This window comes from Brevundimonas sp. (assembly GCF_003248455.1).
GTDB lineage: Bacteria > Pseudomonadota > Alphaproteobacteria > Caulobacterales > Caulobacteraceae > Brevundimonas.
Map to the genome: position 1 here is coordinate 24,205 of NZ_QFNM01000024.1, position 22,136 is coordinate 46,340.

Sequence of the window (22,136 nt, forward strand, 5' to 3'; positions counted from 1 at the left end):
CGACCCCGACACCGTTCTTACTCCGAAGCCGGAGCCGGGGAAGCGACTTGCGGCGCCGGACGCGCGGCCTGCCGTTCCGCACGACGGGCGGTCATGGCGGCCCGGCGTTCATCGGCGGTGATCACGCCGTCCCGGTCGGCGTCCAGCCTGTCGAACCGCTCGCCCAGCCTGGCCGCGACCTCGGAGATCGTCACGGGACCCCGCTCGCGCCCCTTGCGGCCGGAGCCGCCCTGACCGGGCATGGCGTGACGCAGGCCTGCCCGGTGGCCCGCGCGTTCGCCGCGCGGCCCGCGCTCCGGGCGAACGGCGTGGCCGGCGTCGAACTCGGCGCGGCTGATGGAGCCGTCGCCGTCGGCGTCCAGCTTGGCGAAGCGATCGTTGGCGTGTTCGGCGCGCTTGGCCTGGATCGCCGCCTGGCGTTCCTCGACGCTGACCGCGCCGTCGCGATCGGCGTCCAGGGCGGTCAGCCGGGCCACGCGCGCATCGACGAACTGGGCGCGGGTGATCGGCCGATCCGCGGCATGCCGCGCCGGGCTCGGCGCGGCGCCGATCGTCGGAGCCTGTGCAGCTGGAACCTGGGCCGTGGCGGCGCCGGCGAGGGCGGCCACGGCGATGGCGCCCAGGCCGGTCAGAAAGCTCTTTCTCATCTCGATAATCTCCTTGGGTCGCTTGCGCGCCCTGTGCATCGCCCCGTACATCGCCCCGTGCATCGCCCTGTCAGGAGATTGAACGCGGGTCGGAGGATTCTCCGTCGCGGCCGGATGGAACCGCCCGTTCGAAGGCCCGACGCGCCCGCGCCCGCAGGTCGGTCAGCTCCGTCTTCAGCGTCTCGAAATCAGGCGCGCCCGCCGCCTCGGCCAGACGCAGCTGGAACACCGACGGCTCCGTCTCGGGATCGACCCGGTCCTCGAAGGCGGCGGCCAGCAGATGGGCCAGCCGCTGCTGCACCCGCCACGCCTCGGCCAGAACCGGATCGTCGTGCAGCGCCTCCAGGGTCGAAAGGGTCAGGGGCTGGCCGGCGACGGCGGCCTGAAGCTGGCGATACTGGGCGGCGAACTCGGCGTCCACCTGGCCGCCCGGCGACAGCTTCAGGTCCCAGAATCCGTGCGGTCGCCGCTCGCGATCCATCAGGGCGCGCATCTTGCGGACGTCGGCGGCGATGTCGACGCCCGGTCGCGGCCTGCGCAGGGCCGCCTCGATGGCCGCCGAGACGCGGTCTCCGAACGCAGGGTCGCTGGCCCAGACGACGCGGGCGCGGGTCAGGACCATGAACTCCCAGGTCTCCGCCTCCCTGGCGTAATAGGCTTCGAAACCCGACAGCCGCACCGACACCGGCCCCTTCGAACCCGTGGGACGCAGCCGCATATCGACCTCGTACAGCCCGCCTTCGGCCGTGTGGGCCGACAGGGCCGCGATCAGTCGCTGGGTGAAGCGGGCGTAGAAGACGTCGGCCGTCCAGTCCTTAAGGCTCGAGGTCGCCTCGGCCGGCGCCTCGTAGAGGGTCATCAGGTCCAGGTCGGACCCGGCGGTCATTTCGCGCGATCCGGCCTTGCCCAGGGCCACGACCGCGACCGCGCCGGGAAATTCGCCGCCCACCCGCGCCGTCTCCTCCAGGGCCGCCGGAGACAGGGTCCGCATGGCGGCGTCGGCCAGGGCGGCGTAGGCCCGACCGGCCGCCTCCGGCCCTGCACGGCCGGTCAAGGCGTGGATGCCGATGCGGAACATCTGTTCGCGGTGCAGGCGGCGCACGGCGTTCATGGCCCCCTCGAAATCCTCGGTCTCGCCGGCCTCGCGCAGCATCTGTTCGGTCAGGCTGGTCTCTTCCGACAGGTCGACCAGGAAACGGGCGTCCAGCACCCCGTCCAGCGCCGCCGGCTGACGCCCCAGGGTGCGCGCCAGGCGCGGGGCGAAGGCCATGACGCCCACGACCATCTCGAACAGTTTGGGCTGGTTCAGGAACAGGGCCTGGACCTGCACCCCCGCCGCCAGGCCCGAGAAGAAGACGGCGAACCGGCGAAAGGCCGCGTCGGGCGCGCCGGATCGCGCCACCGCCTCCAGCAGGCGCGGCGCCAGGCGGGTGAAAAGTTCGCGCCCCCGTTCGGTGCGGGTCGCGGGGATGCGGCCGTGATGCCAGGAGCGAATCGCATCGGCGACCGACGCCGGCTCCGAAAAGCCCATTCGCCGCAGGGTCTCCAGCGTCTCGGGATCGTTCTCGACGCCGGTGAAGACCAGGCTGCCGTAGCGGGAATCCAGGTCTTCGCCGCCCTCGAACAATTCGCCGTAACGGGCGTTGACGCGCACCAGCAGGGCCTCGACCCGGGCGTCGAACGCGGCCAGATCGGACTGGCCCGCCAGGGCGGCGACGGCGGCGCGGCGCCCGGCGTCCTCGGGCAGGCGGTGGGTCTGTTCGTCGTCCAGCATCTGCACCCGATGCTCCAGCCCGCGCAGTTCGACATAGGCGGCGGACAGTTCCTCGGCCAACGCCTGCGGGATGTGGCCGGCGGCGGCCAGGGCGTGCAGCGCCTGGATCGTGCGGGGCGTCCTCAGCGCCGGATCGCGGCCGGCCAGGATCAGCTGCTGGGTCTGGGCGTAGAATTCGATCTCGCGGATGCCGCCCCGACCCAGTTTCAGATTGGCGCCGGCCGCCTGCAGCCCCTCGCCCGTCTTGTGGACGTGGATCTGTTTCTTGATCGACTGGATGTCCAGCACGGCGGCGTAGTCCAGGCTGCGCCGCCAGATGAAAGGGACCAGGGCCTTGAGGAATCGCCCCGCCGCGCGCAGGTCGCCCAGCACCGGCCGCGCCTTGATGAAGGCCGCCCGCTCCCAGTTCTGGCCCACGCTCTCGTAATAGGCCAGCGCCATCGGCGCGGCGACCACGGGCGGGGTGGAGGACGGGTCGGGCCGCAGCCTCAGATCGACGCGAAAGACATAGCCGTCGGCTGTCCGTTCGCTCAGCAGGATGGCGATCCCCTTGCCGACCCGATTGGCGAAGTCCTGCGTCTCGCCCCCTTCGGCCAGGGCCAGGGTCGTCAGGCGCGGCTCGAAGAACAGGGAGATGTCGATGTCGGAGGAATAGTTCAGCTCGTTGGCGCCGTGCTTGCCCATGGCGATGCCGAACAGGCCGGGGACGGGTCCGCGCGAATCGTCGGGCGGCGAGATCAGCCGGCCGCGTCGCCTCTGTTCGGCGGCGACGGCGCGCAGGGCCGCGCGGCAGGCGGCGTCGGCGAAGGCCGACAACGCCGCCGTGACCTGATCCAGATCCCATACGCCCCCCAGGTCGGACAGAGCCGTCAGCAGATGCAGATCGGCCTTCAGCACCCGCAAGGGGGCCCGCACCGCCTCGGGATCGCCGTCCAGCGCATCGGTCTCACGTACGATCCGGGACAGGCTCTCGCCCGGATCGGCCTCCAGCAGGCGGCGCAGATGGACAGGGCGGCGGCGCATCAGCCCAGCCAGATAGGGCGAAGCGCCCGCGGCCGGGGCCAGGGCGGGCCAGGACGCGTTCAGGACATCGGCCCAACCGTCGGCGTCGGCGGCCTCGATCAGGGTTTCGCGCAGACGGTCGGCGGCGACGGGGTTCGCGACCGGGCCTGCGGGCGCCAGGGTTTCGAAGAGGGGCTGAATGGGCATTCAATTATCCGCTCATCCCGGCGAAAGCCGGAACCCAGTGCTTTCACCCGGCAATGCGTTGGACCACGACCGCGCTCGATCTTACAAGCCCGCCCCCAAAGAACGGGGTCCAGCCTTTCGCCGGGATGAGCGGAACCGTCAGTTCTGCACAGCCGGCGGCAGCACCAGGGCCACCCGCAGCCCCGGCCCGAAATCGCCGTAAGCGCCCGGCCCCTCGTCCAGAACGACGCGGCCGCCATGCGCCTCGGCCACCGCCGTCACCAGCGACAGGCCCAGGCCCGATCCCGGCTCGGTGCGGCTGTTGTCCAGGCGCACGAACCGCTGGACCACCCGTTCGCGGTCTTCCTCCGGCACGCCCGGCCCGGTGTCGGTGACGGAATATTCGATCTCGCCCGAGGCGCGCCTGCGCGCGCGCAACTTCACCGCACCGCCGGCGGGGGTGTATTTAATGGCGTTGTCGATCAGATTGGCCAGGGCCTGGGCCAGGAAGGGCTGATTGCCCTCGATCATCAGGCCCTTTTCGATCTCGGCCGAGAAGTCGATGGCCTTGTCCTCGGCGGCGGGTTCGTAAAGCTCGGCCATATCGGCGGCCAGGTCGGCGGCGTCGATCGTTTTCGGATCGGGGGCGCCGCCCGCCTGCAGCCGGGCGATGGCCAGGACGGTGTTGAAGGTCTTCAACAGGTGATCCGCCTCGTCCAGGGCGACGCCCAGGGCGTCGACCCCGTCGATCTTGCCCGCCTCGGCGTCGATCAGGGCCACCTCCAGCTTGGCCCGCATCCGCGTCAGGGGCGAACGCAGGTCGTGGGCGATGGCGTCGCCGGCGTGACGGATCGAAGCCATCGACGCCTCCAGCCGGTCCAGCATGGTGTTCAGCCCCTGGCCCAGTTCGTCCAGTTCGTCGCCGGTGTTGCGCACGGCCGCGCGCACCTTGAGGTCGCCTTCCTGCACGGCCGAGACGACCCGGTTCAGCCCGGCCATCGACTGCTCCACCCGCCGGCTGATGTAGAGCCCGCCGGCCAGGCCCAGCAGGATGACCAGGGCCATCGCGCCCCACAGCGCCTGGGTCAGGCGCGCCAGATAGGCCTCGATCCCGCCGATGTCCTCGCCCACGAACAGGGTGTCGCCCCCCGCGAGCGGCAGGATCACGCCGATGGAGCGGCGGTTCTGCACCCGCCCCTCGGCGTCGGTGCTGGTCAGGCGAAAGGTGCTCCACTCCCCCCGCCCCGCCTGGGGCGGCGCCTCCAGGTCGAAGGGCATGACCGACAGATTGCCGGTGACGATCTTCCCGTCCGGCCCGGTCAGCAGATACAGATACGGCCCGCCGCGAACCGTGCGCTCGACCAGGGCCTGGTTCAGGGCGTCTATGCCGCGCGTGCGGTGGATGGCGGTCAGGGCGTCCAGTTCGCCCTCCACATCCGCCCTGGCCCGCCCCTGCGCTTCGGACGCCGAGGCGAAATAGACATAGGCCAGGATCGCCCCCGCCGCCGCCACGAACAGCGCCAGGAACAGCAGCGTCAGCCGAAACGGCGTGCGGCGAAGGACGGAGGGAAGGCGCATGGGGTTTTAGCAGCGAGTGGCGAGCGGCGAGTGGCGAGCAAGCGCAAGGACAGGCAGAGGCGTCACCGGCGGCTGGCCGTGAATCGCCGCTCGCTCGCCAGTCTCTGTCATCCTCGCCGCTCGCCACTAACCACTCGCCACTCCGAAACCTACGCCTCCAGCCGATACCCCGCGCCGCGCACGGTTTGCAGCATGGCCTTGTCGAAGCCCTTGTCGATCTTGGAGCGCAGGCGGCTGATGTGGACGTCGATGACGTTGGTCTGGGGGTCGAAATGGTATTCCCAGACCTTTTCCAGCAGCATGGTGCGCGTCACCGACTGGCCGGCGTGGCGCATCAGGAACTCCAGCAATTGGAACTCGCGCGGCTGTAGGTCGATCTCGGTCGTTCCGCGATGCACGGTGCGGGCGATCAGATTCATCTCCAGGTCGCCGACCTTCAGCACGGTCTGAACCCCGCCCGTCTCGCGGCGGCGCGCCAGGGCCTCGACCCGCGCGATCAGTTCGGCGAAGGCGTAGGGCTTCACCAGATAGTCGTCGGCCCCGGCCTTCAGGCCCGTCACCCGATCCTCGACCTCGCCCAAAGCCGACAGGAACAGGACCGGCGTCTGATCGCCGCCCTTGCGCACCGTCTCGACCATGCCGACGCCGTCCAGACGCGGCATCATCCGATCCACGACATAGACGTCGTAGCCGCCCTTCTGCGATTCCAGCAGGCCGAAGGCGCCGTCGACCGCATGGGTCACTTCGTGTCCCGCCTCGGACAGGCCCCGCACCATGGCGGTCGCCGCCTCGGCGTCGTCCTCGACCACCAGAATCCGCATGAACCCCTCCCGGAATCAAAATCGCCGCCGATGTTAGCGCATCGGCGGCGATTGACGAGTTAAGCCTTGGTCAGAATGCCGATCAGTTGCGCGGCAGTTCAAGAACGACCGAACGATTGCCCTGCGGCGTCCGAACCAGAAGAAGAACGCCAGGACGTCCCGCCGAGCGGGCCGCAGCTATGGCCCGCTCCAGATCGGCCGGTCCGGACAGTATTTGGTTGTTGGCTCTCAGGATCACCACGCCGGTCGGAATACCCAGCTGCGCGGCCTTGGATCCCGGAACTGTCTCCGTCACCACGACCCCTTGAATATCGGCAGGCAGATTATATTGACGCCGCGTCGCCGCATTGACCGGCGCAACCTTCATACCTTCGACCGTGGTATTGGCGGCTGGTCCCTGAGGCGCTTTTTGAGGGTCGTCTCCACCTGTTGCAACGTTCAATTCTTCATCCGACGGCCGCTTGGCCGCGCGGATGTTGATCTCCTGACGACGGCCATCGCGGATCACGGTGAAGCGCACATTCTGTCCGGCTTCGGTCGCAGCGACCATTCGGCGCAGTTCGGTCGAACCATCGATATTGCGGCCGTTGACCTGTACGACGATGTCGCCGACCTGCACGCCGGCCCTCTGCGCCGGTCCGTCGGGCGTCACCTCTCCGACATAGGCCCCCTTGGTGTCGGCAGGAAGCGCCAACGCCCCCACCGTGCCTGGTGGAATGTCCTGGATGCCGACGCCGACATAGCCGCGTTCGATCGTCTGACCCTGCATCAGGCGCGTCGTGACGTTCTTGGCCGTCTCCGCCGGGATAGCGAAGCCGATGCCGACCGACCCTCCGGTGGGGGAATAGATGGCCGAGTTCACGCCGATGACGCGGCCGTAGATGTCGAACGTCGGGCCGCCCGAGTTGCCCCGGTTGATGGCCGCGTCGATCTGGATGTAGTCGTTGTACCCCGACGGATCGATGTCGCGGGCCTTGGCCGAGACGATGCCCGCCGTGGCGGTGCCGCCCAGGCCGAAGGGGTTGCCGATGGCGATGACCCAGTCGCCGACGCGCGGCTGGGCCGTCTCTTCGAAGCTGACGTATTTGAAGTCGTTGCCCTCGACCTTGATCACGGCCAGGTCGGTGCCCGGATCGCGGCCGATTAGGCGGGCCGGCAATTCGCGGCCGTCCGACATCTTGACCTTGATCTCGGTCGCGTCGGCGACGACGTGGTTGTTGGTGACGATGAAGCCGTCCTGCGAGATGAAGAAGCCCGAGCCGGCCCCTTGCGTCGTCTGCGGTTCGTCGCCCTGGCCGCCGCGGCCTTGCGGGGGCACGAACTGGAACGGCAGGCCGGGAATGGTGAAGGCGCCGCCCTGGGGCTGGTCGACCTTGACCGTCACGTCGATCTGGACGACGGCGGGCGCCACCTGTTCGAAGATAGTGGCGAAGCTGTTGGGCGCGCCGGGCGGCGGGGTGAAGCTGTCGCCATTGGCCGGGACAGGAGTGATGCGGTTGACCGCCTGGGGTTCGGCGTGCGCGCCGGGCCAGTTGATCACGCCGCCGGCGGTCGCCGCCGCCGCCAGGGTCAGGCCGGCCGCGGCCCCGAGAATGAACTCCTTGCGCTTCAGCATCGTGGTCCTTGCGATCCTCTTGTCCGACGCCAGGCGGGCGCCGGTTTCGCGATTGATATAGGCCGGAGGGCGTTTGCGCCAATGCCGACGTTCGATGGTTGATCCCGACTAAAGCCCGTCGTGAGGCGAGGTTGCGTCAGGATCGCGGCGAAGCTTCTCATTTCGCAGGACTTCGTCCAGCCGCCGCACCTCGTCGGGCGTCAGGCCGGGCGTTTCGGCCGGCTTGCGCCGCGCGCGCAACAGCAAGGCGCCCCCGGCCAGCAGCACCAGGGCGAACGGCCCGAACCACAACAGCCAGGTTCCCGCCCGCACCGGCGGGGTGAACAGCACATAGTCGCCGAACCGGCGCACCAGATCGTCGCGCACCGCCTGGTCGGTGGCGCCGGCGGCGATCTCCTCGCGGATCAGGCGGCGCATGTCCCCGGCGACGCCGGCCGGGCTGTCGGCGATGGCCTCGTGCTGGCAGACCACGCAGCGCACGTCCTTGAACAGGGCCTGGGCGCGGGCCTCCTGGACTGCGTCAGGCAGGGGGCGGTCGGGCGCGGCGGGCGGTTCGGCGGCCGTCAGCATCAGCGCCATGATCGGCGCGGCCAAGAGGACGGCCAGACGTCTCATGCCGTCTTCCGGCGCGCGCGGCCCGCGCCGACCCGCAGCCGCCGGTCCATCAGCGACAGCAGCCCGCCCAGGGCCATGATCGCGGGCCCCAGGAAGATCAGCCGCGCCCAAGGGTTCCAGTACAGACGCACGACCCAGGCGGGCCGATCGGGACCGCCCGCCCGCTCGCCGATCACCACATAGAGGTCGTCCAGGCCCCGGAAATCCAGCCCCACCTCGGTCGTGGTCTGGCCGCCGGCCGGAAAGAAACGACGCTCGGCCGTGACCGTGGTCGCCCGGCCCCGGTCATCGCTCGGCCGCACCATCAATCGCCCCCGTTCGGCCAGATAGTTCGGCCCCTCGACCACCCGCACGTCGTCCAGCGTCACGGTCCATGGCCCGGCCGACAGGCTCTGCCCCAGCATCAGCGACCGCGCCGCCTCGGCCTTGAAGCCGGTCTCGACCACCGCCCCCAGGATGAAGACCCCCAGTCCCAGATGCGCCAGGGTCATGCCCCAGGCGCCCAGCGGCAGCCCCCTGGCCCGCCGCCAGGTTTCGGCGGCGGCGGCGCGGAACAGGCGGATGCGCTCCGCGACCTCGGCCAGCGACCCTGCGATCAGCCAGACCCCGACGCCGATCCCCAGCGCGGCCAGCGCCTTTCTCGGCTCCCACAGGGCGTAGGCGGCCAGCGCCGACAGGATGGCGACCCCGCCCGCTGCGGCCAGCCGCTGCATCGCGCCCGCCAGATCGCCGCGCTTCCACGCCAACAGCGGTCCGGCCGGCAGGATCAGGAAGGCGACCATCATCAAGGGCGTGAAGGTGGCGGCGAAATAGGGCGGGCCGACCGAGATGGTCGCGCCGGACGCCGCCTCCAGGATCAGCGGATACAGGGTGCCCAGCAGGACCGTCGCCGCCGCCGCCGTCAGGAACAGATTGTTCAGCACCAGGGCGCCTTCCCGGCTTACGGGCGCGAACACCCCGCCGCCCTTCAGCTGGGGCGCGCGCCAGGCGAACAGGGCGAAGGCGGCCCCGGCCGCGACGCCCAGGATCGCCAGCAGCATCATCCCCCGCTGGGGATCGACGGCGAAGGCGTGAACGGAGGTCAGCACGCCCGAACGCACCAGAAACGCCCCCAGCATGGAGAAGGTGAAGGCCAAGAGCGCGAGGAACACCGTCCATCCCGCCAGCGCCCCGCGCCGCTCGGTGACGACCGCGCTGTGCAGCAGGGCGGCCCCCGCCAGCCAGGGCATGAAGCTGGCGTTCTCGACCGGGTCCCAGAACCACCAGCCGCCCCAGCCCAGCTCGTAATAGGCCCAGAACGACCCCAGGGCGATGCCGACGGTCAGAAAGGCCCAGCTAGCCAGGGCCCAGGGCCGGACCCAGCGCCCCCACGCGGGCCAGAAGGCCGTCTGCGCCCGCCCCTCGATCAGGGCCGCGACCGCCAGGGAAAAACAGACCGAGAAACCGACATAACCTGCATAGAGCAGCGGCGGATGCACGGCCAGGGCCGGGTCTTGCAGCAGCGGGTTCAGCGACGCGCCCTGGAAAGGCGCGGGATCCAGGCGGACGAAGGGGCTGGAGGTGAAGACGGCGAACGCCAGGAACAGCGATCCCAGCGCCCCCTGCGCCGCCACGGCCGAGGCCTTCAGCCCGAACGGCAGGCCCCGCGCCCGCGCCAGCGCGCCGCCGAACACCGTCAGCACCAGGCACCACAGCAGAAGCGAGCCTTCGTGGCTGCCCCAGGCGCCGGCGACCTTGTACAGCATCGGCTTGTCGGTGTGGCTGTTGGCCGCCACGTTCGAGACCGAGAAGTCGGACACGACGAAGGCGTGGACCAGGGCCGCGAACGACAGGGCGACCGCCGCCGCCGCCGCCAGGGCCGCCCCTTGCGCCGCCCCGGCCAGAACCGGGCTGCGCCGCATCCGCCCCGCCGCCGACAGACCCGTCTGCAGAAGGGACAGCGCCAGCGCCAGGGCCAGGGCGAAGGCCCCGAACTCGGCGATCATAGGGGAAGGGTCTTGGCCGAAGCCGGCGCATCGGCCGACGCCGCGTCCGGCCGCCACTCGCCCTTGGCCTTGATCCGGTCGGCCACCTCGCGCGGCATATAGTTCTCGTCGTGCTTGGCCAGGACCTGGCTGGCGTGGAAGGTGCGGTCCGGGCCGAACGCCCCCTGCGCCACGATCCCCTGCCCCTCGCGGAACAGGTCGGGCAGGTCGCCGTGATAAACGACGCGGGTCGCGCCGACGTTGTCGGTGACGGAAAAGGCCACGACGCCGTCGCCCGACCTGTGCACGCTGCCGACCTCGACCAGCCCTCCCAGACGGATGTTGCGTCCCTCCGGCGCCTTTTCTGCGGTGGCCTCTGACGGGGAATAGAAGAAGGTCACGCTGTCCTGCATGGCCCACAGCGACAGGCCGACGGCCAGCGCCAGGATCGGCGCCACGGCGGCGACGACCCACAGGCGACGGCGCGCCTTCGGCGATTTGGGCAGCCAGCTCATGCGACGGACCTTCGAGGTTCGACGGCGTATAGAGCCGCCGCCCCGCACGACCAATGCGTCATTGAGCCATGCCTTTGGGCGGCCTCGCCTCGGGCAGGCGGCGCTCCAGATCCTGGCGACGCGGATCGGCGGGATCGAGCGCCGCGATCAGGGGCGTCCACAGCGCGCGCGCCGCAGTCCGGTCGCCGCGTCGCAAAGCCGCCTCGCCCAGGAAAAAGCGCGCGCCCAGTTGACCGGGGTCCAAGGTCAACGCCTGACGAAAGGCCGCCTCGGCGTCGCCGCCGATCTGGTTGTCATTGGCCACGACCAGGCTTTCGCCTAGCCGCGCCCAGGCCTGGGCGTCCTTGGGATCGAGGTCGATCAGCCGGCGAAAGGCCGAGGCCGCCCCCAGCGGATCGTCGGCGGCGAAGCGCGCGGCGCCTAGCATGGCCAGGGCCTGGCGATCGCCCGGCCGTTCTCGGGCGACGCGGGCGGCGACCGCCGCCAGCTGCGTGGGGGCCAGTCCCTCCAGATCGGCGGACCAGGCATCGACCCGCCGCTCATAGGCCTGATCCGGCAGGCCGGGCGTTCCGGTCGCGACATAGAGGCCCAGGGCGCCGGCCACCGTGACGCCGATCCCGGCCAGCACCCACAGCCTGTCCCTGGCGCCCGCCACGGGCGCCGTCGTCGCGGCCGTGGCCAACAGCCGGCGTCCCGCCTCGGCCCGCGCCGAGGCATGGGCGTCGTCGTCCAGCAGGCCGCGCGCCTTCAGCCGATCCAGCGCCTCGATCTCGCGCGCGCCGGCTTGCGTCTCCACGCCCGACGCCGGGTCGACGCCGCGCCGCGCGCCGGCCAGCACCGACAGAGCGGCCATGGCCGCCGCCAGTCCCGTCATCATCCAGAAGGCGATCATGATCAGGGTCTAGCCGAACAAAGGGCGTCGGGCGAGACGCTCCTTCGGCCCTCATTGCGGCAGCAGGGCCGTTTCCGCCGTCGCCGCCCGTCGGCGAACCGCGCGCGCCGCCTCCAGCGCCTCGATCGTCGTCAGGAACCGCGCCGCGATCCCGACCAGCCGCAGCGCATGGTCGGGATCGTCGACCTCGCCGTCCGCCACCCCGTCCAGCGCCTCATTGGCCCAGGCGGACAGATAGTCGGTCATCTCGGTCTTCAGCGCCGCCCGGTCCGCCTCGCAGCCGAAGGTGACGGCCGCGCCGCGCAGGGCCGACACCGCCGCCAGCAGGGCCGCCGCCGCCTCGATCGGCTCGCCCTCCGCCGGCGCCTCCAGCCACGGGCACATCCGGGTCATGCGGCCGGCGATGGTCCGCCGTTTCATCGGCAGGGCGGCCTGCACCGCCGCCGCTGTCGACTTCATCAGGCCCGACAGCTGGCCCGAGACCTGCACCCGCGCCATCCGCGCCGTCTTGCCCCAGCTGGAATCGGGCCGGATCTGCAGGGTCATGTCCATCTCGGCCAGGACGCCGGCGCACCAGCCGACCTGTTCGACAACCGTCCGCATGGCGTCCTCGGCCAGGGAAGACCGAAGCGCCGCCACCTGCCGCACCCGCGCCTGGACCGAGGCCAGCAGCCGTTCGACGAAGACGCCCATCTCCGAATGGCTCAGCGTCACCTCGCGGTCGGCCAAACGGCTGGTGCGCGTCACCACCCGCAGCATCCGCTCGGCGTCCGCCACGTGGGCGAACAGGATGTCGATCATCCGCCGCCCCCCGTCGGGCGACACGGCCAGACTGTCCTGGATCAGCAGCCGCAGCCCGGCCAGTTGATTGTCGTCGGGCCGCTCCAGCCAGACCGACAGGCGCGGCAGAGCCGTGCGCGCCAGGGGCGTCAGGTCGAAACAGCCCGCCAGTTCGGACGGGGTGCAAGGCGGCGCCCCCTCTGGCGGGCGCTGAAAGTCGGGCCAGACATCGCGCGGGCGATCGCGCAGCACCGCCGCGGCCCGCGCGCACAGCCGGTCCGCCGCCAGGGTCCATTCGCCGTCCGCGGCGCCGGCCCCGTCCAGCAGCGGCAGGAAGGCCTCTTCCCCGATCACCGCCTCGCGCCATACGCGCTTCAGCACCGCCGGCGGAAAGGTGAGGGCCGGCACGCCGTCGGCGCGGGGCCGAAACAGCGGCGTCAGCGGCGCGAAGGCGGTGGCGCGTCGGGCGCGGTCGCGCGCTTCGTCGCCCACGATGACGGCCAGTTCCGACGCCTTGTCGCCCTGCAGCGCCGCCACCGCCCCGCCCAGCTGCGCCAGCGACGCATCGGGACAGGCCTCGACGACCGCCTTCAGGGCGGCGCGGTGGGCGGGGGACAGGGACGACACGCGAAGCTCCCGTCGATGAAATACAGACCGTCAGGGTGCGCCAATCGGGTTAACAACGGCTTGGCGGGCGCGCCTGCCCCTTGAGCGACGGTCAGGGCGCGCCATATTGCCGCCACGCCCGGCGACGCGCCTTGGCGCCCGCCACGCCAGGAGCCTTTATGCCCGTTATCCAGATCGACGGCCTGACCAAGACCTACAAGTCCGGGCTCCAGGCGTTGAAGCGTATCGACCTGAGCATCGAGAGGGGTGAAATCTTCGCCCTTCTGGGTCCGAACGGGGCGGGCAAGACCACCCTGATCTCCATCATCTGCGGCATAGTCACCCCCTCGACGGGCACGGTGGTCGCCGACGGTCACGACATCCAGACCGACTTCCGCGCCGCGCGCACCAAGATCGGCCTGGTGCCGCAGGAACTGACCACCGACGCCTTCGAGACGGTCATGGCCACCGTCACCTTCAGCCGGGGTTTGTTCGGCAAGGCGCCGAATCCGGCCTTCATCGAACGCCTGCTGCGCGACCTGTCGCTGTGGGACAAGCGCGACGCCAAGCTGCGCACCCTGTCGGGCGGAATGAAGCGTCGGGTGATGATCGCCAAGGCGCTGAGCCACGAGCCGGACATCCTGTTCCTGGACGAACCCACGGCCGGAGTGGACGTCGAGCTGCGCCGCGACATGTGGGCGATGGTCAGGACACTGCGCGAACGCGGCGTCACCATCATCTTGACCACCCACTATATCGAGGAGGCCGAGGAGATGGCCGATCGCATCGGGGTGATCCTGAAGGGCGAACTGATCCTGGTCGAGGAAAAGACCGCCCTGATGAAGACGCTGGGCAGGAAGACCCTGACCCTTAACCTGGTCGAGCCGCTGGCCGCCCTGCCCGTCGAACTGGCCGATTGGGACCTGACGCTGAAATCCGACGGGGGCGAGCTGGAATACAGTTTCGACGCCAACGCCGACGATACGGGCGTGCCGTCGCTGATCCGCCGGCTCGAGGGGCTGAACATCGGGTTCAAGGATCTGAACACCCGCCAGAGCTCGCTGGAAGACATCTTCGTCAGCCTGGTCCACACCAACGGAGCCGCCGCATGACCTTCAACGCCTATGGGGTCTGGGCCATCTATCGTTTCGAGATGGCGCGGTCGCTGCGCACCATCTGGCAGAGCATCGTCACCCCGGTCATCACCACCGCCCTGTATTTCGTCGTCTTCGGCGGCGCGATCGGCAGCCGGATGCAGGAAGTCGGCGGCGTGCCCTACGGCGCCTTCATCGTGCCGGGCCTGATCATGCTCAGCCTGTTCACCCAGTCGATCTTCAACGCCTCCTTCGGCATCTACTTCCCCAAGTTCACGGGGACGATCTACGAGATCCTGTCGGCCCCGGTGTCGTCGCTGGAGATCGTGCTGGCCTATGTCGGGGCGGCGGCGACCAAGTCGGCGGTGCTGGGCCTGATCATCCTGGCCACGGCGGCCTTCTTCGTGCCGCTGCAGATCCTGCATCCGGTCTGGATGATGGCCTTTTTGGTCCTGATCTCGGTGACGTTCAGCCTGTTCGGCTTCATCATCGGCGTCTGGGCCGACGGGTTCGAACAGCTTCAGATGATCCCGATGCTGATCGTGACCCCCCTGACCTTTCTGGGCGGGGCCTTCTATTCCATCGACATGCTGCCGGAGGGCTGGCGCGCCGTGACCCTGTTCAACCCGGTGGTCTATCTGATCTCGGGCTTCCGCTGGGCCTTCTACGGCCAGGGGGACGTGGCGGTCGAGATCAGCGTGGCGGCGACCCTGGGCTTCTTCGCCGTTTGCCTGGCCATCGTCATGTGGATGTTCAAGACCGGTTATCGGCTCAAGAACTGAGCCGTCACGAAACGGGCCAGATCGCCAGCGATTGAGGGACCATGTCCGACGACCAGAAGACCCCGCCCGAACCCTTCGCCCGCCCCGAGCCCTTCGCCCGGAAGCCGGTGCAATGGGGACGCATGCCCGCGACCACCTTCCACGTCGGGCCGGTGCCGGTCGCGGCCAATCCGCTGGATCGCATCCCCAATCCGCCGCCCAAGGCGGCGTCGGCCCGACAGCCGCGCGACATCCGCGATCAGAGCCTGGCCTCGGGCGTCGCGCCCACGCCTGCCCGGCCCGCGTCGACGCCGCCTGCGCCCGCGGGTCCCAGGCCGCCGCGTCCGCAGACCGGAAGCATACTGGGCGGCTCGCTGATCCCGACCGCGCGCCCGGCCCAGCCCTCGACGACGCCCCGGCCCGCGCCGCAAGCCGCCCCGTCGCCTGACACAGATCTGACCGTGCGCCCGTTGCCGACGCCGCAGGCCGCGCCCGCCCCTACGCCGAAGCCCGCCGACGCCGCGCCGGTCGCGGGCAAACCCGTCGTCGCCCCGCCTGTCGCCCCGCCTGTCGCCCCGCCTGTCGCCCCGCGACCTGTCGTCGGGGCGCCTCCTCAAGCGACGCCCGGTTTCGCCCGTGCGCCGGCCAGGCCTTCGCGCCTGCCGCTGTACGTCGGCGCAGGCGTCGCCGCCCTGCTGGCCATCGGAGGCGGCGTCTGGTTCGCCCTGCGCCCCGCCCAGCCGGCCGCATCGGCCGAGACGGCCGCCGCGCTTGACGAAGTGCCGCTGACCACGCCTCCGGCCGAGACGGTCCCCACGGGCGCCGCCGGGGTTCAGGCCGAAACGCCGACGCCCGCCACCCCGGCGCCCGCCCCAGCGCCTGCTGCGGCCCCAGCCCCGACACAGACCGCTCCGACCCCGCGCGCGACACCGACGGCGCCCCCGCCGGCCGCTCAGACTCGTCCGGCGACCGTTGCGCGGCAACCGTCGGCGGCTGCAGCCCAGCCTGCGCCGACGCCCGCTCCGACCGCCGCCCCCCCGCCGACGGTGATCGTGCCGACGACGCCGACGCCCGCCCCGACCGCCGCCCGCCCCACAAGCAGCGATCCCGACGCCCCGGTCGTGACGCGGCCGCAACCGCTGGATTGATCGCGACTTTCGCGCCGCCGGAGGTGACGAAACGGCCCGGAGCCCCTACCTAGCGTCCATGACCGTTCACGCCGCCCCGCCGCCCATCCTCGACGCCGCCGGCGTAGATGCCGACGAAGCCTTGTCGATCCTGAAGATCGCCCTGGCCGGGGCCGACGACGGCGAACTGTTCCTTGAGCGGTCCGAGAGCGAGAGCCTGGTGTTCGACGACGGCCGGCTGAAGTCCGCCGCCTATGACGCGACCGAGGGCTTCGGCCTCAGGGTCGTGGCGGACGAGACCGCCGGCTACGCTCACGCCAATGAAATATCTGCGGCGGCCCTGCGCCGCGCCGCCGACAGCGCCGCCCTGGCCAAACAGGGCCACGCGGCCGTGGTCGCCGATGGTCCGCGCGCCACCAATCAGAAACTGTATGACGAGGTCGATCCCCTCGCCTCGCCCGCCTTCTCCGACAAGATCGCCCTGCTGGCCGAGATCGACGCCTGGGCGCGCGCGCGCGATCCGCGCGTGGTCCAGGTGTCCGCCTCCCTGATCGGCGAACGCCGGGCCATCGAGATTCTGCGCGCCGATGCGCGGGCGGTGCGCGACGTCCGCCCCCTGGTCCGGCTGAACGTCTCGGTTACGGTCGAGCAGAACGGAAAGCGCGAAAGCGCCTCGTCCGGCGCCGGCGGCCGGGCCGGATTCGAGGCCTGGATCGCCCCCGAACGCTGGCAGGCCCAGGTGGACGAGGCCCTGCGCCAGGCCCTGGTCAATCTGGACGCCGTCGACTGCCCGGCGGGCGAGATGGACGTGGTCCTGGGCGCCGGCTGGCCCGGCGTCCTGCTGCACGAGGCCATCGGCCACGGCTTCGAGGGCGACTTCCACAGGAAGGGCAGTTCCGTCTTCAACGGCATGATGGGCCAGCGCGTCGCCGCCCCCGGCGTGACGGTTGTCGACGACGGCTCCATCGCCGGGCGTCGCGGCTCTCTGTCGGTCGACGACGAGGGCACCCCGACCCAGCGCACTGTCCTGATCGAGGACGGGATCATGGTCGGGTTGATGCACGACCGGCTGTCGGCGCGCCAGTTGGGCGTCGCCGCCACCGGCAACGGCCGCCGCCAGTCCTTCGCCCATATGCCCATGCCGCGCATGACCAACACCTTCATGGAGGTCGGCCGGGACTCCAAGGCCGACATGATCGCCAATACGAAGCGCGGCCTCTACGCCGCCAACTTCTCGGGCGGCCAGGTGGACATCACGAACGGCAAGTTCGTGTTCCAGTGCAACGAGGCCTATCTGATCGAGGACGGCGTCATCACCGCCCCGGTGCGGGGCGCGACCCTGATCGGGGACGGCGCCACGGCCCTGACGAAGATCCAGATGATCGGCGACGACTTCGCCTTCGATCCCGGCGTCGGCGTCTGCGGCAAGGCCGGCCAGGGCGTGCCCGTGGGCATCGGCCAGCCCAGCCTCAAGATCGGCGGCCTGACGGTGGGCGGCACGGCGGTCTGACCCGCTCGGAACCGGATCGCGCGACCGGGTGTTTCTCCGCCACAACGGAGAGGAAGCCGCAATGCCCACCGAACGCACTGTCGAACACCCCGATGGCCGGGTCGAACGCATCACCGAAACCGGCGCCGCCCCGACCGTGGTCGAGCGTCGCGGCGGCGGCGCCGGCGCCGTCGTCGCGCTGATCATCGGCCTTTTGGCCGTGGTGGTGATCGGCTATTTCCTGATGAACATGAACCGCAACGACGCGGTCGAATCCAACGCCGTCGCGGGCGCGGCCGAAAGCGTCGGCAATGCTGCGGACAATATCGGCGAGGCGGCGCGCGACGCCGTGCCGGAACGCCCCTCGGCCCCGTAACGCCGAGCCGCGATACGATCAGGGCGGGGGCGCGCGCCAATCGGGGCCCAGCGGCTCCAGCCCTTGGGCCGCCAGTCGGTCCAGCACCCCGTCCGGTTCGGCCAGCAGCCTAAGCGGCGCGATGGCCACGGTGACGCCCGTTTCGGACAGGGCCTGGTCGGCCGCCTGGTTCCAGATGCCGCGCAACCGCTCGCCCTGGCCCATCACCGACCAATAGGAACAGGCGCCGACCGCTTGCTCCAGCGGCGAAGCCAGCACCGCCGGAATGCGCCTCAGCCGCCAGTTCTCGGCCCGCCGGGCGCCGTCTTCCGGCCCCGCCTCGGCTGCGGTCGTGGCGGCATCGATACAGCCGAGATAAGCCTGAGGCGGGGTCGTCAGCACCCTGTCGATCATCTCGTCGCCGCGATAGACCCCGACCGGCTCGGCCGCCTTCTTGTTGGCGCGGACGGCGCGCCGCACGATTTCGGAGACGGGCCGCGTCCGGCGGGCGTAGCCGCCATGCTCCATCAACTCCGCCGACAGCATCAGGAAACTTTTGCGGCTGGGTCCTTCGCCGGTGATCCGCTCGACCCGCGCCTCCAGTTCCGGCGGCAGATAGTCGGCGCTGGTCCGGCCGTCCGGCTGGCGCGTCAGGGTGCGAATGCGCCAGATCAGGCGGCCGACATCCGCCAGCGACGCTTGGCCCTGCACGGGGAACAACACCCGGTCCGCCCGTTCCACCGCCGAGACCAGGGCGTCGGTGCGCCATTCCATGTCGCGCGGCAGGCCTTCGATCGCCCCGACCAGGATCAGCACGCTGTCGCCGCGCCGCACCTCCCACATCGGCCCCTCGATGCGGCGGGCGGTGACGACGATGTCCTCGACCGCGTCCGAAGCCGCCGGCTCCTGCGCCGCCGCCGCCCCGCCCGGCAGGACCAGAGCCGCAACCAATGACAAGATCAGGAAAGAAGAGCGCGCGTTCATTACAGCGTTATACACGCCTCTACTGTCATGAATGTAATGAAATCCCTGTAATGATGTCGCCGATTTAATCCACCTTGCCGCCTTGTAACTGGAGATGACGCAGGCGGATCGGCACACCTCTCGCCAACACACCGAGGGGAAGACCAATGACAAGAACCCTGCTGCTGGCCAGCACCGCCCTGCTCCTGACCGCCGTCCCCGCCTTCGCCGGCGACGGCCCCCAGGTCGCCGAGGCCCCCGTGCCGACCGGCCCGACCAGCCAGGCGCCCCTGGCCGACGCGACCCAGCGGGGCGTGCTGGTCTTCACGCCCGACTTCTTCGCCGCCCAGCGCCCGAACACGGCTCTGGACATGGTCAATCGGGTGCCCGGCTTCTCCATCGACGACGGTTCGGGCGCGCGCGGCTTCGAAGGCGCGGTCGGCAACGTCCTGATCAACAACGCCCGCCCCGCCTCCAAGAACGACGCCGGCTCCAGCGTCCTGAACCGCACCTTGGCCCGCCAGGTCGAGCGGATCGAACTGATCCGGGGCGGCGCGCCGGGCATCGACATGCAGGGCTTTTCCGTGGTGGTGAACGTGATCCTGAAAAAGGAAAGCACCCATCAGTCGATCCTGACCTGGAACACCACCCAGTTCGAGGGCGGCGGCCGCGACCTGCACGGCGGCAGCTATCAGTTCACCGCGCGCAACGGCGAGCGCAGCTGGGGCGTCACCCTGTCCGACGGGATCAGCATGAGCGATTCCAACGGGCCCGGTCACATCATCCGCCGCAACGCCGCCGGGGCGGTGCTGCGCGACGAACAGACCGACACCGACGGCTATGGCGGGGGCGATTCGATCCGCGGCACCTATGCCGGCCCGCTCGCGGGCGGCAAGGTCGACCTGACTGCGCGCTACGGCGTCAACGACTGGCAGGGCTATGACATCAACCGGTCCGCGACCGCCCTGCGGCAAAGCGCGGACGCCGAAGACAGCGACGGCGGCGAGTTCGGCGTCACCTGGGAGCGGCCGTTGAACGCCCGCTTCAAGCTGGAAACCCGGCTGATGCACGAGTTCGGCAGTTGGGACGGCGCCTCGACCTACAATGTCGTCGACAACGGCGTGCAGGCCCCGGAACAGATCTTCGACTATTCGGGCAAGAGCTCCGAGACCATCCTGCGCGCCCTGATCCGCCACGAGCGGTCGCCCAAGCTGACCATCGAGACCGGCGGCGAGATCGCCTACAACATGCGCCAGACCGATCAGGCCTATACCGAGGGCGGCGTGGCCGTTTCCCTGCCCAGCGCCTCGGTCAAGGTGGAAGAGACGCGCGGAGAGGCCTTTTCCAAGGCGACCTGGCGGCTGCACCCCGATTTGACGCTGGAGGCCGGCCTGCGGCTGGAAGCCTCCACCATCAGCCAGTCCGGCGACGCCGATCAGGAAAAGAGCTTCTTCTTCGCCAAGCCGCGTTTCCTGGCCACCTGGACGCCGATGCCCAACAACCAGCTGCGCCTGCGCTTCGAACGCGAACTGGGCCAGCTCGATTTCTCGGACTTCGCCGCCTCGGCCGATCTGGAGTCCGAGAACGTCTATGGCGGCAACGTCGATCTGGTGCCCGAGCAGCGCTGGATTTCGGAACTGATCTACGAGCGCCGCTTCTGGGGCGAGGGCGTCGTCTCCATCGGCTATCGCCATGACGAGATCGTCGATGCGATCGACCGCATCCCCTTGACCGGCGGCCTGTCCGCCGTCGGCAACATCGGCGACGGCGCGCTGGACCAGCTGTCGCTCAACATCACCTTGCCCCTGGACAAATTGGGCATGTCGGGGGGCCGCTTCACCTTCAAGAACGACTGGAACAAGACCGCCGTCACCGATCCCACGACGGGCGAGGAACGCGGCATCTCCGGCGTGCGCCCCACCCAGGCCAACATCGGCCTAGAACAGGACATCGCCAGCTGGAAGCTGCAATGGGGCGTCAACTGGCTGCCCTACCTGGGCCAGCCCAGCTATTCGCCGGACCAGGTCTCGAAATGGCGCGGCTCCGACTATTTCGAACTTTTCGCCGAGTTCAAGCCGACCCCGACCCTGTCGATCCGCGGCCAGCTGAACCTGTGGGACGACTTCACCCAGACCCGCACGGTCTTCGCCGACCGCCAGAGCCGCGCGGTCGCCTTCACCGAGGACAGCACCATCGACCCGCGCACCTTCGCCTCGATCCGGGTGCGCAAGACCTTCTGACCGACGCCTCGGAGCCGAGAAAAAAGGGCGGCGTCCGCGCGGACGCCGCCCTTTCTTCTGCTCGATCCGTTCGGGATCAGCCGGCGGTGGAGGTCCGGGGCGCGGCGACGTTGCCGTCCTCCTGGCCGCGATCGGTCAGCGCCGGACCGGGATGGTCGTCGCCGTTGTTGGCCCCATGCGACCAGCCCTTGATGAAGAAGCTGACGACGATGAAGGCGACGCCGATGCCCATGCCCCACAGGCCCAGCATATTGAACACCTCGAGCGAGGTGCGCAGCGCCAGGCCGGGGTTCAGCACCTGGCCGCCCACGGTCTCGGTTCCCGCCAGGCCGGCGATCCAGCCGCCGACGTATTGGGCGATGGAGCTGGCCAGGAACCAGACCGCCATCATGAAGCTGACCACCTTGGCCATCGACAGTTTGGTGATCTCCGACAGGCCCACCGGCGACAGGAACAGCTCGCCCGTCGTGTGGAACAGATAGAGCAGGCCCAGCAGCAGCAGCGGCATCTGGAAGGCCGAGTCGGCCATGCCGGCGCCCCACACCACCACCATGAAGCCCAGGCCCACCTGCAGCAGGCCAAGGCCGAACTTCATCGTCGGATTGGGGTCCAGTTTGCGCTTGGCCAGGAAGGCCCACAGCGCCGCCATGATCGGCGCGAAGATCAGGATGAAGCCCGCGTTGAACGACTGGGTCTGGGCGGCCGTGATGGTCGCGTCGATCCACAGACCGCTGGGCGTCAGGCCCGCCGCGGCCAACTGCGCGGGCGTGCCCACCGTCATGCCCAGGAACTGGAAGGCGTGCGGCGTGATGGACAGGTCCACGTTGCGGTCGGCGAACAGGTTCAGCGAGGTGCCGGCCTGTTCGAACAGGGTGAAGAAGACCACCGAGCCGAAGATCAGCACCAGGGCCAGCATCATCCGTTCGCGCTGGGCCTTGCTCTCGCAGACCTTGACGATGACGTAGAGGATGAACAGCAGCGAGGCGACGGTGGCGGCGCCCAGCACCCAGCCGACCAGGGCGTTGCGCTGAACCATGAACCAGACCACGCCGACGCCCAGGATGCTGGCCAGATAGATCGACCATTCGCGGTTGATCGGCCCCAGGACGGGC

General features: G+C 70.0%; 17 protein-coding genes and 1 pseudogene. 6 read left to right on the top strand and 12 right to left on the bottom strand.

Translation table 11 applies throughout. The features are described from left to right. Positions 1–17 precede the first annotated feature (17 nt). The 10 genes from DI624_RS10440 to DI624_RS10485 form a co-directional block, all read right to left on the bottom strand. Positions 18–647, bottom strand: a complete 630-nt coding sequence (locus DI624_RS10440; protein WP_291538060.1) for an EF-hand domain-containing protein — start codon at positions 645–647, stop codon at positions 18–20. A gap of 70 nt (positions 648–717) precedes the next feature. Continuing rightward, positions 718–3,630 carry a bifunctional [glutamine synthetase] adenylyltransferase/[glutamine synthetase]-adenylyl-L-tyrosine phosphorylase gene (locus DI624_RS10445; RefSeq protein WP_291538062.1) on the bottom strand — a complete coding sequence of 971 codons (2,913 nt, stop codon included), beginning with the start codon at positions 3,628–3,630 and terminating at the stop codon, positions 718–720. Positions 3,631–3,768: 138 nt separating this feature from the next. Beyond that, complete coding sequence (locus DI624_RS10450) at positions 3,769–5,187, bottom strand: ATP-binding protein (protein WP_291538063.1); 1,419 nt, start codon at positions 5,185–5,187, stop codon at positions 3,769–3,771. Positions 5,188–5,336: 149 nt separating this feature from the next. Next, a complete protein-coding gene (locus DI624_RS10455; RefSeq protein ID WP_291538065.1) occupies positions 5,337–6,008 on the bottom strand; it encodes a response regulator transcription factor in 672 nt (223 codons plus the stop codon). 82 nt (positions 6,009–6,090) lie between these two features. Continuing rightward, positions 6,091–7,623: a Do family serine endopeptidase gene (locus DI624_RS10460; protein WP_291538068.1), complete on the bottom strand. Its 1,533-nt coding sequence runs from the start codon at positions 7,621–7,623 to the stop codon at positions 6,091–6,093. A gap of 108 nt (positions 7,624–7,731) precedes the next feature. Continuing rightward, on the bottom strand, positions 7,732–8,238 hold the full coding sequence (locus tag DI624_RS10465; protein ID WP_291538070.1) for a cytochrome c-type biogenesis protein: 507 nt from the start codon (positions 8,236–8,238) through the stop codon (positions 7,732–7,734). Then, positions 8,235–10,223 (bottom strand): heme lyase CcmF/NrfE family subunit, encoded by a 1,989-nt coding sequence (locus tag DI624_RS10470; RefSeq protein ID WP_291538072.1) that lies wholly within the window; start codon positions 10,221–10,223, stop codon positions 8,235–8,237. Before DI624_RS10470 ends, DI624_RS10465 begins: the two co-directional genes overlap by 4 nt. After that, positions 10,220–10,717, bottom strand: coding sequence for a cytochrome c maturation protein CcmE (ccmE, locus tag DI624_RS10475; RefSeq protein ID WP_291538074.1), 498 nt, complete (start codon positions 10,715–10,717; stop codon positions 10,220–10,222). Before ccmE ends, DI624_RS10470 begins: the two co-directional genes overlap by 4 nt. Positions 10,718–10,775: 58 nt before the next feature. Further along, complete coding sequence (gene ccmI, locus DI624_RS10480) at positions 10,776–11,609, bottom strand: c-type cytochrome biogenesis protein CcmI (protein WP_291538076.1); 834 nt, start codon at positions 11,607–11,609, stop codon at positions 10,776–10,778. A 51-nt stretch (positions 11,610–11,660) separates the two neighbouring features. Beyond that, positions 11,661–13,016, bottom strand: a complete 1,356-nt coding sequence (locus tag DI624_RS10485; protein WP_291538077.1) for a hypothetical protein — start codon at positions 13,014–13,016, stop codon at positions 11,661–11,663. Positions 13,017–13,174: 158 nt separating this feature from the next. Here DI624_RS10485 and DI624_RS10490 point away from each other — a divergent pair, with 158 nt between their 5' ends. The 5 genes from DI624_RS10490 to DI624_RS10510 all read left to right on the top strand — a co-directional run bounded on the left by DI624_RS10490 (position 13,175) and on the right by DI624_RS10510 (position 17,842). Continuing rightward, complete coding sequence (locus DI624_RS10490) at positions 13,175–14,107, top strand: ABC transporter ATP-binding protein (RefSeq protein WP_291538079.1); 933 nt, start codon at positions 13,175–13,177, stop codon at positions 14,105–14,107. Beyond that, positions 14,104–14,871: an ABC transporter permease gene (locus DI624_RS10495; RefSeq protein WP_291538082.1), complete on the top strand. Its 768-nt coding sequence runs from the start codon at positions 14,104–14,106 to the stop codon at positions 14,869–14,871. Before DI624_RS10490 ends, DI624_RS10495 begins: the two co-directional genes overlap by 4 nt. A 41-nt stretch (positions 14,872–14,912) precedes the next feature. Continuing rightward, positions 14,913–15,998, top strand: coding sequence for a hypothetical protein (locus DI624_RS10500; protein ID WP_291538085.1), 1,086 nt, complete (start codon positions 14,913–14,915; stop codon positions 15,996–15,998). A gap of 58 nt (positions 15,999–16,056) precedes the next feature. Beyond that, entirely contained in the window at positions 16,057–17,487 is a 1,431-nt protein-coding gene (gene tldD / locus DI624_RS10505) for a metalloprotease TldD (RefSeq protein ID WP_291538088.1), read from the top strand. A gap of 61 nt (positions 17,488–17,548) precedes the next feature. After that, entirely contained in the window at positions 17,549–17,842 is a 294-nt protein-coding gene (locus tag DI624_RS10510) for a hypothetical protein (protein ID WP_291538090.1), read from the top strand. Between the two features lie 18 nt (positions 17,843–17,860). On the opposite strand, the gene DI624_RS10515 is transcribed toward DI624_RS10510, so the two are convergent. Continuing rightward, positions 17,861–18,805 carry a TraB/GumN family protein gene (locus DI624_RS10515; RefSeq protein WP_291538094.1) on the bottom strand — a complete coding sequence of 315 codons (945 nt, stop codon included), beginning with the start codon at positions 18,803–18,805 and terminating at the stop codon, positions 17,861–17,863. A 146-nt stretch (positions 18,806–18,951) separates the two neighbouring features. Between DI624_RS10515 and DI624_RS10520 the strand changes: the two genes are divergently transcribed. After that, complete coding sequence (locus DI624_RS10520) at positions 18,952–21,024, top strand: TonB-dependent siderophore receptor (RefSeq protein WP_291538096.1); 2,073 nt, start codon at positions 18,952–18,954, stop codon at positions 21,022–21,024. A 76-nt stretch (positions 21,025–21,100) separates the two neighbouring features. Here DI624_RS10520 and DI624_RS10525 read toward each other — a convergent pair. Then, a pseudogene (locus DI624_RS10525) lies at positions 21,101–22,136 on the bottom strand (MFS transporter); the annotation flags it as partial.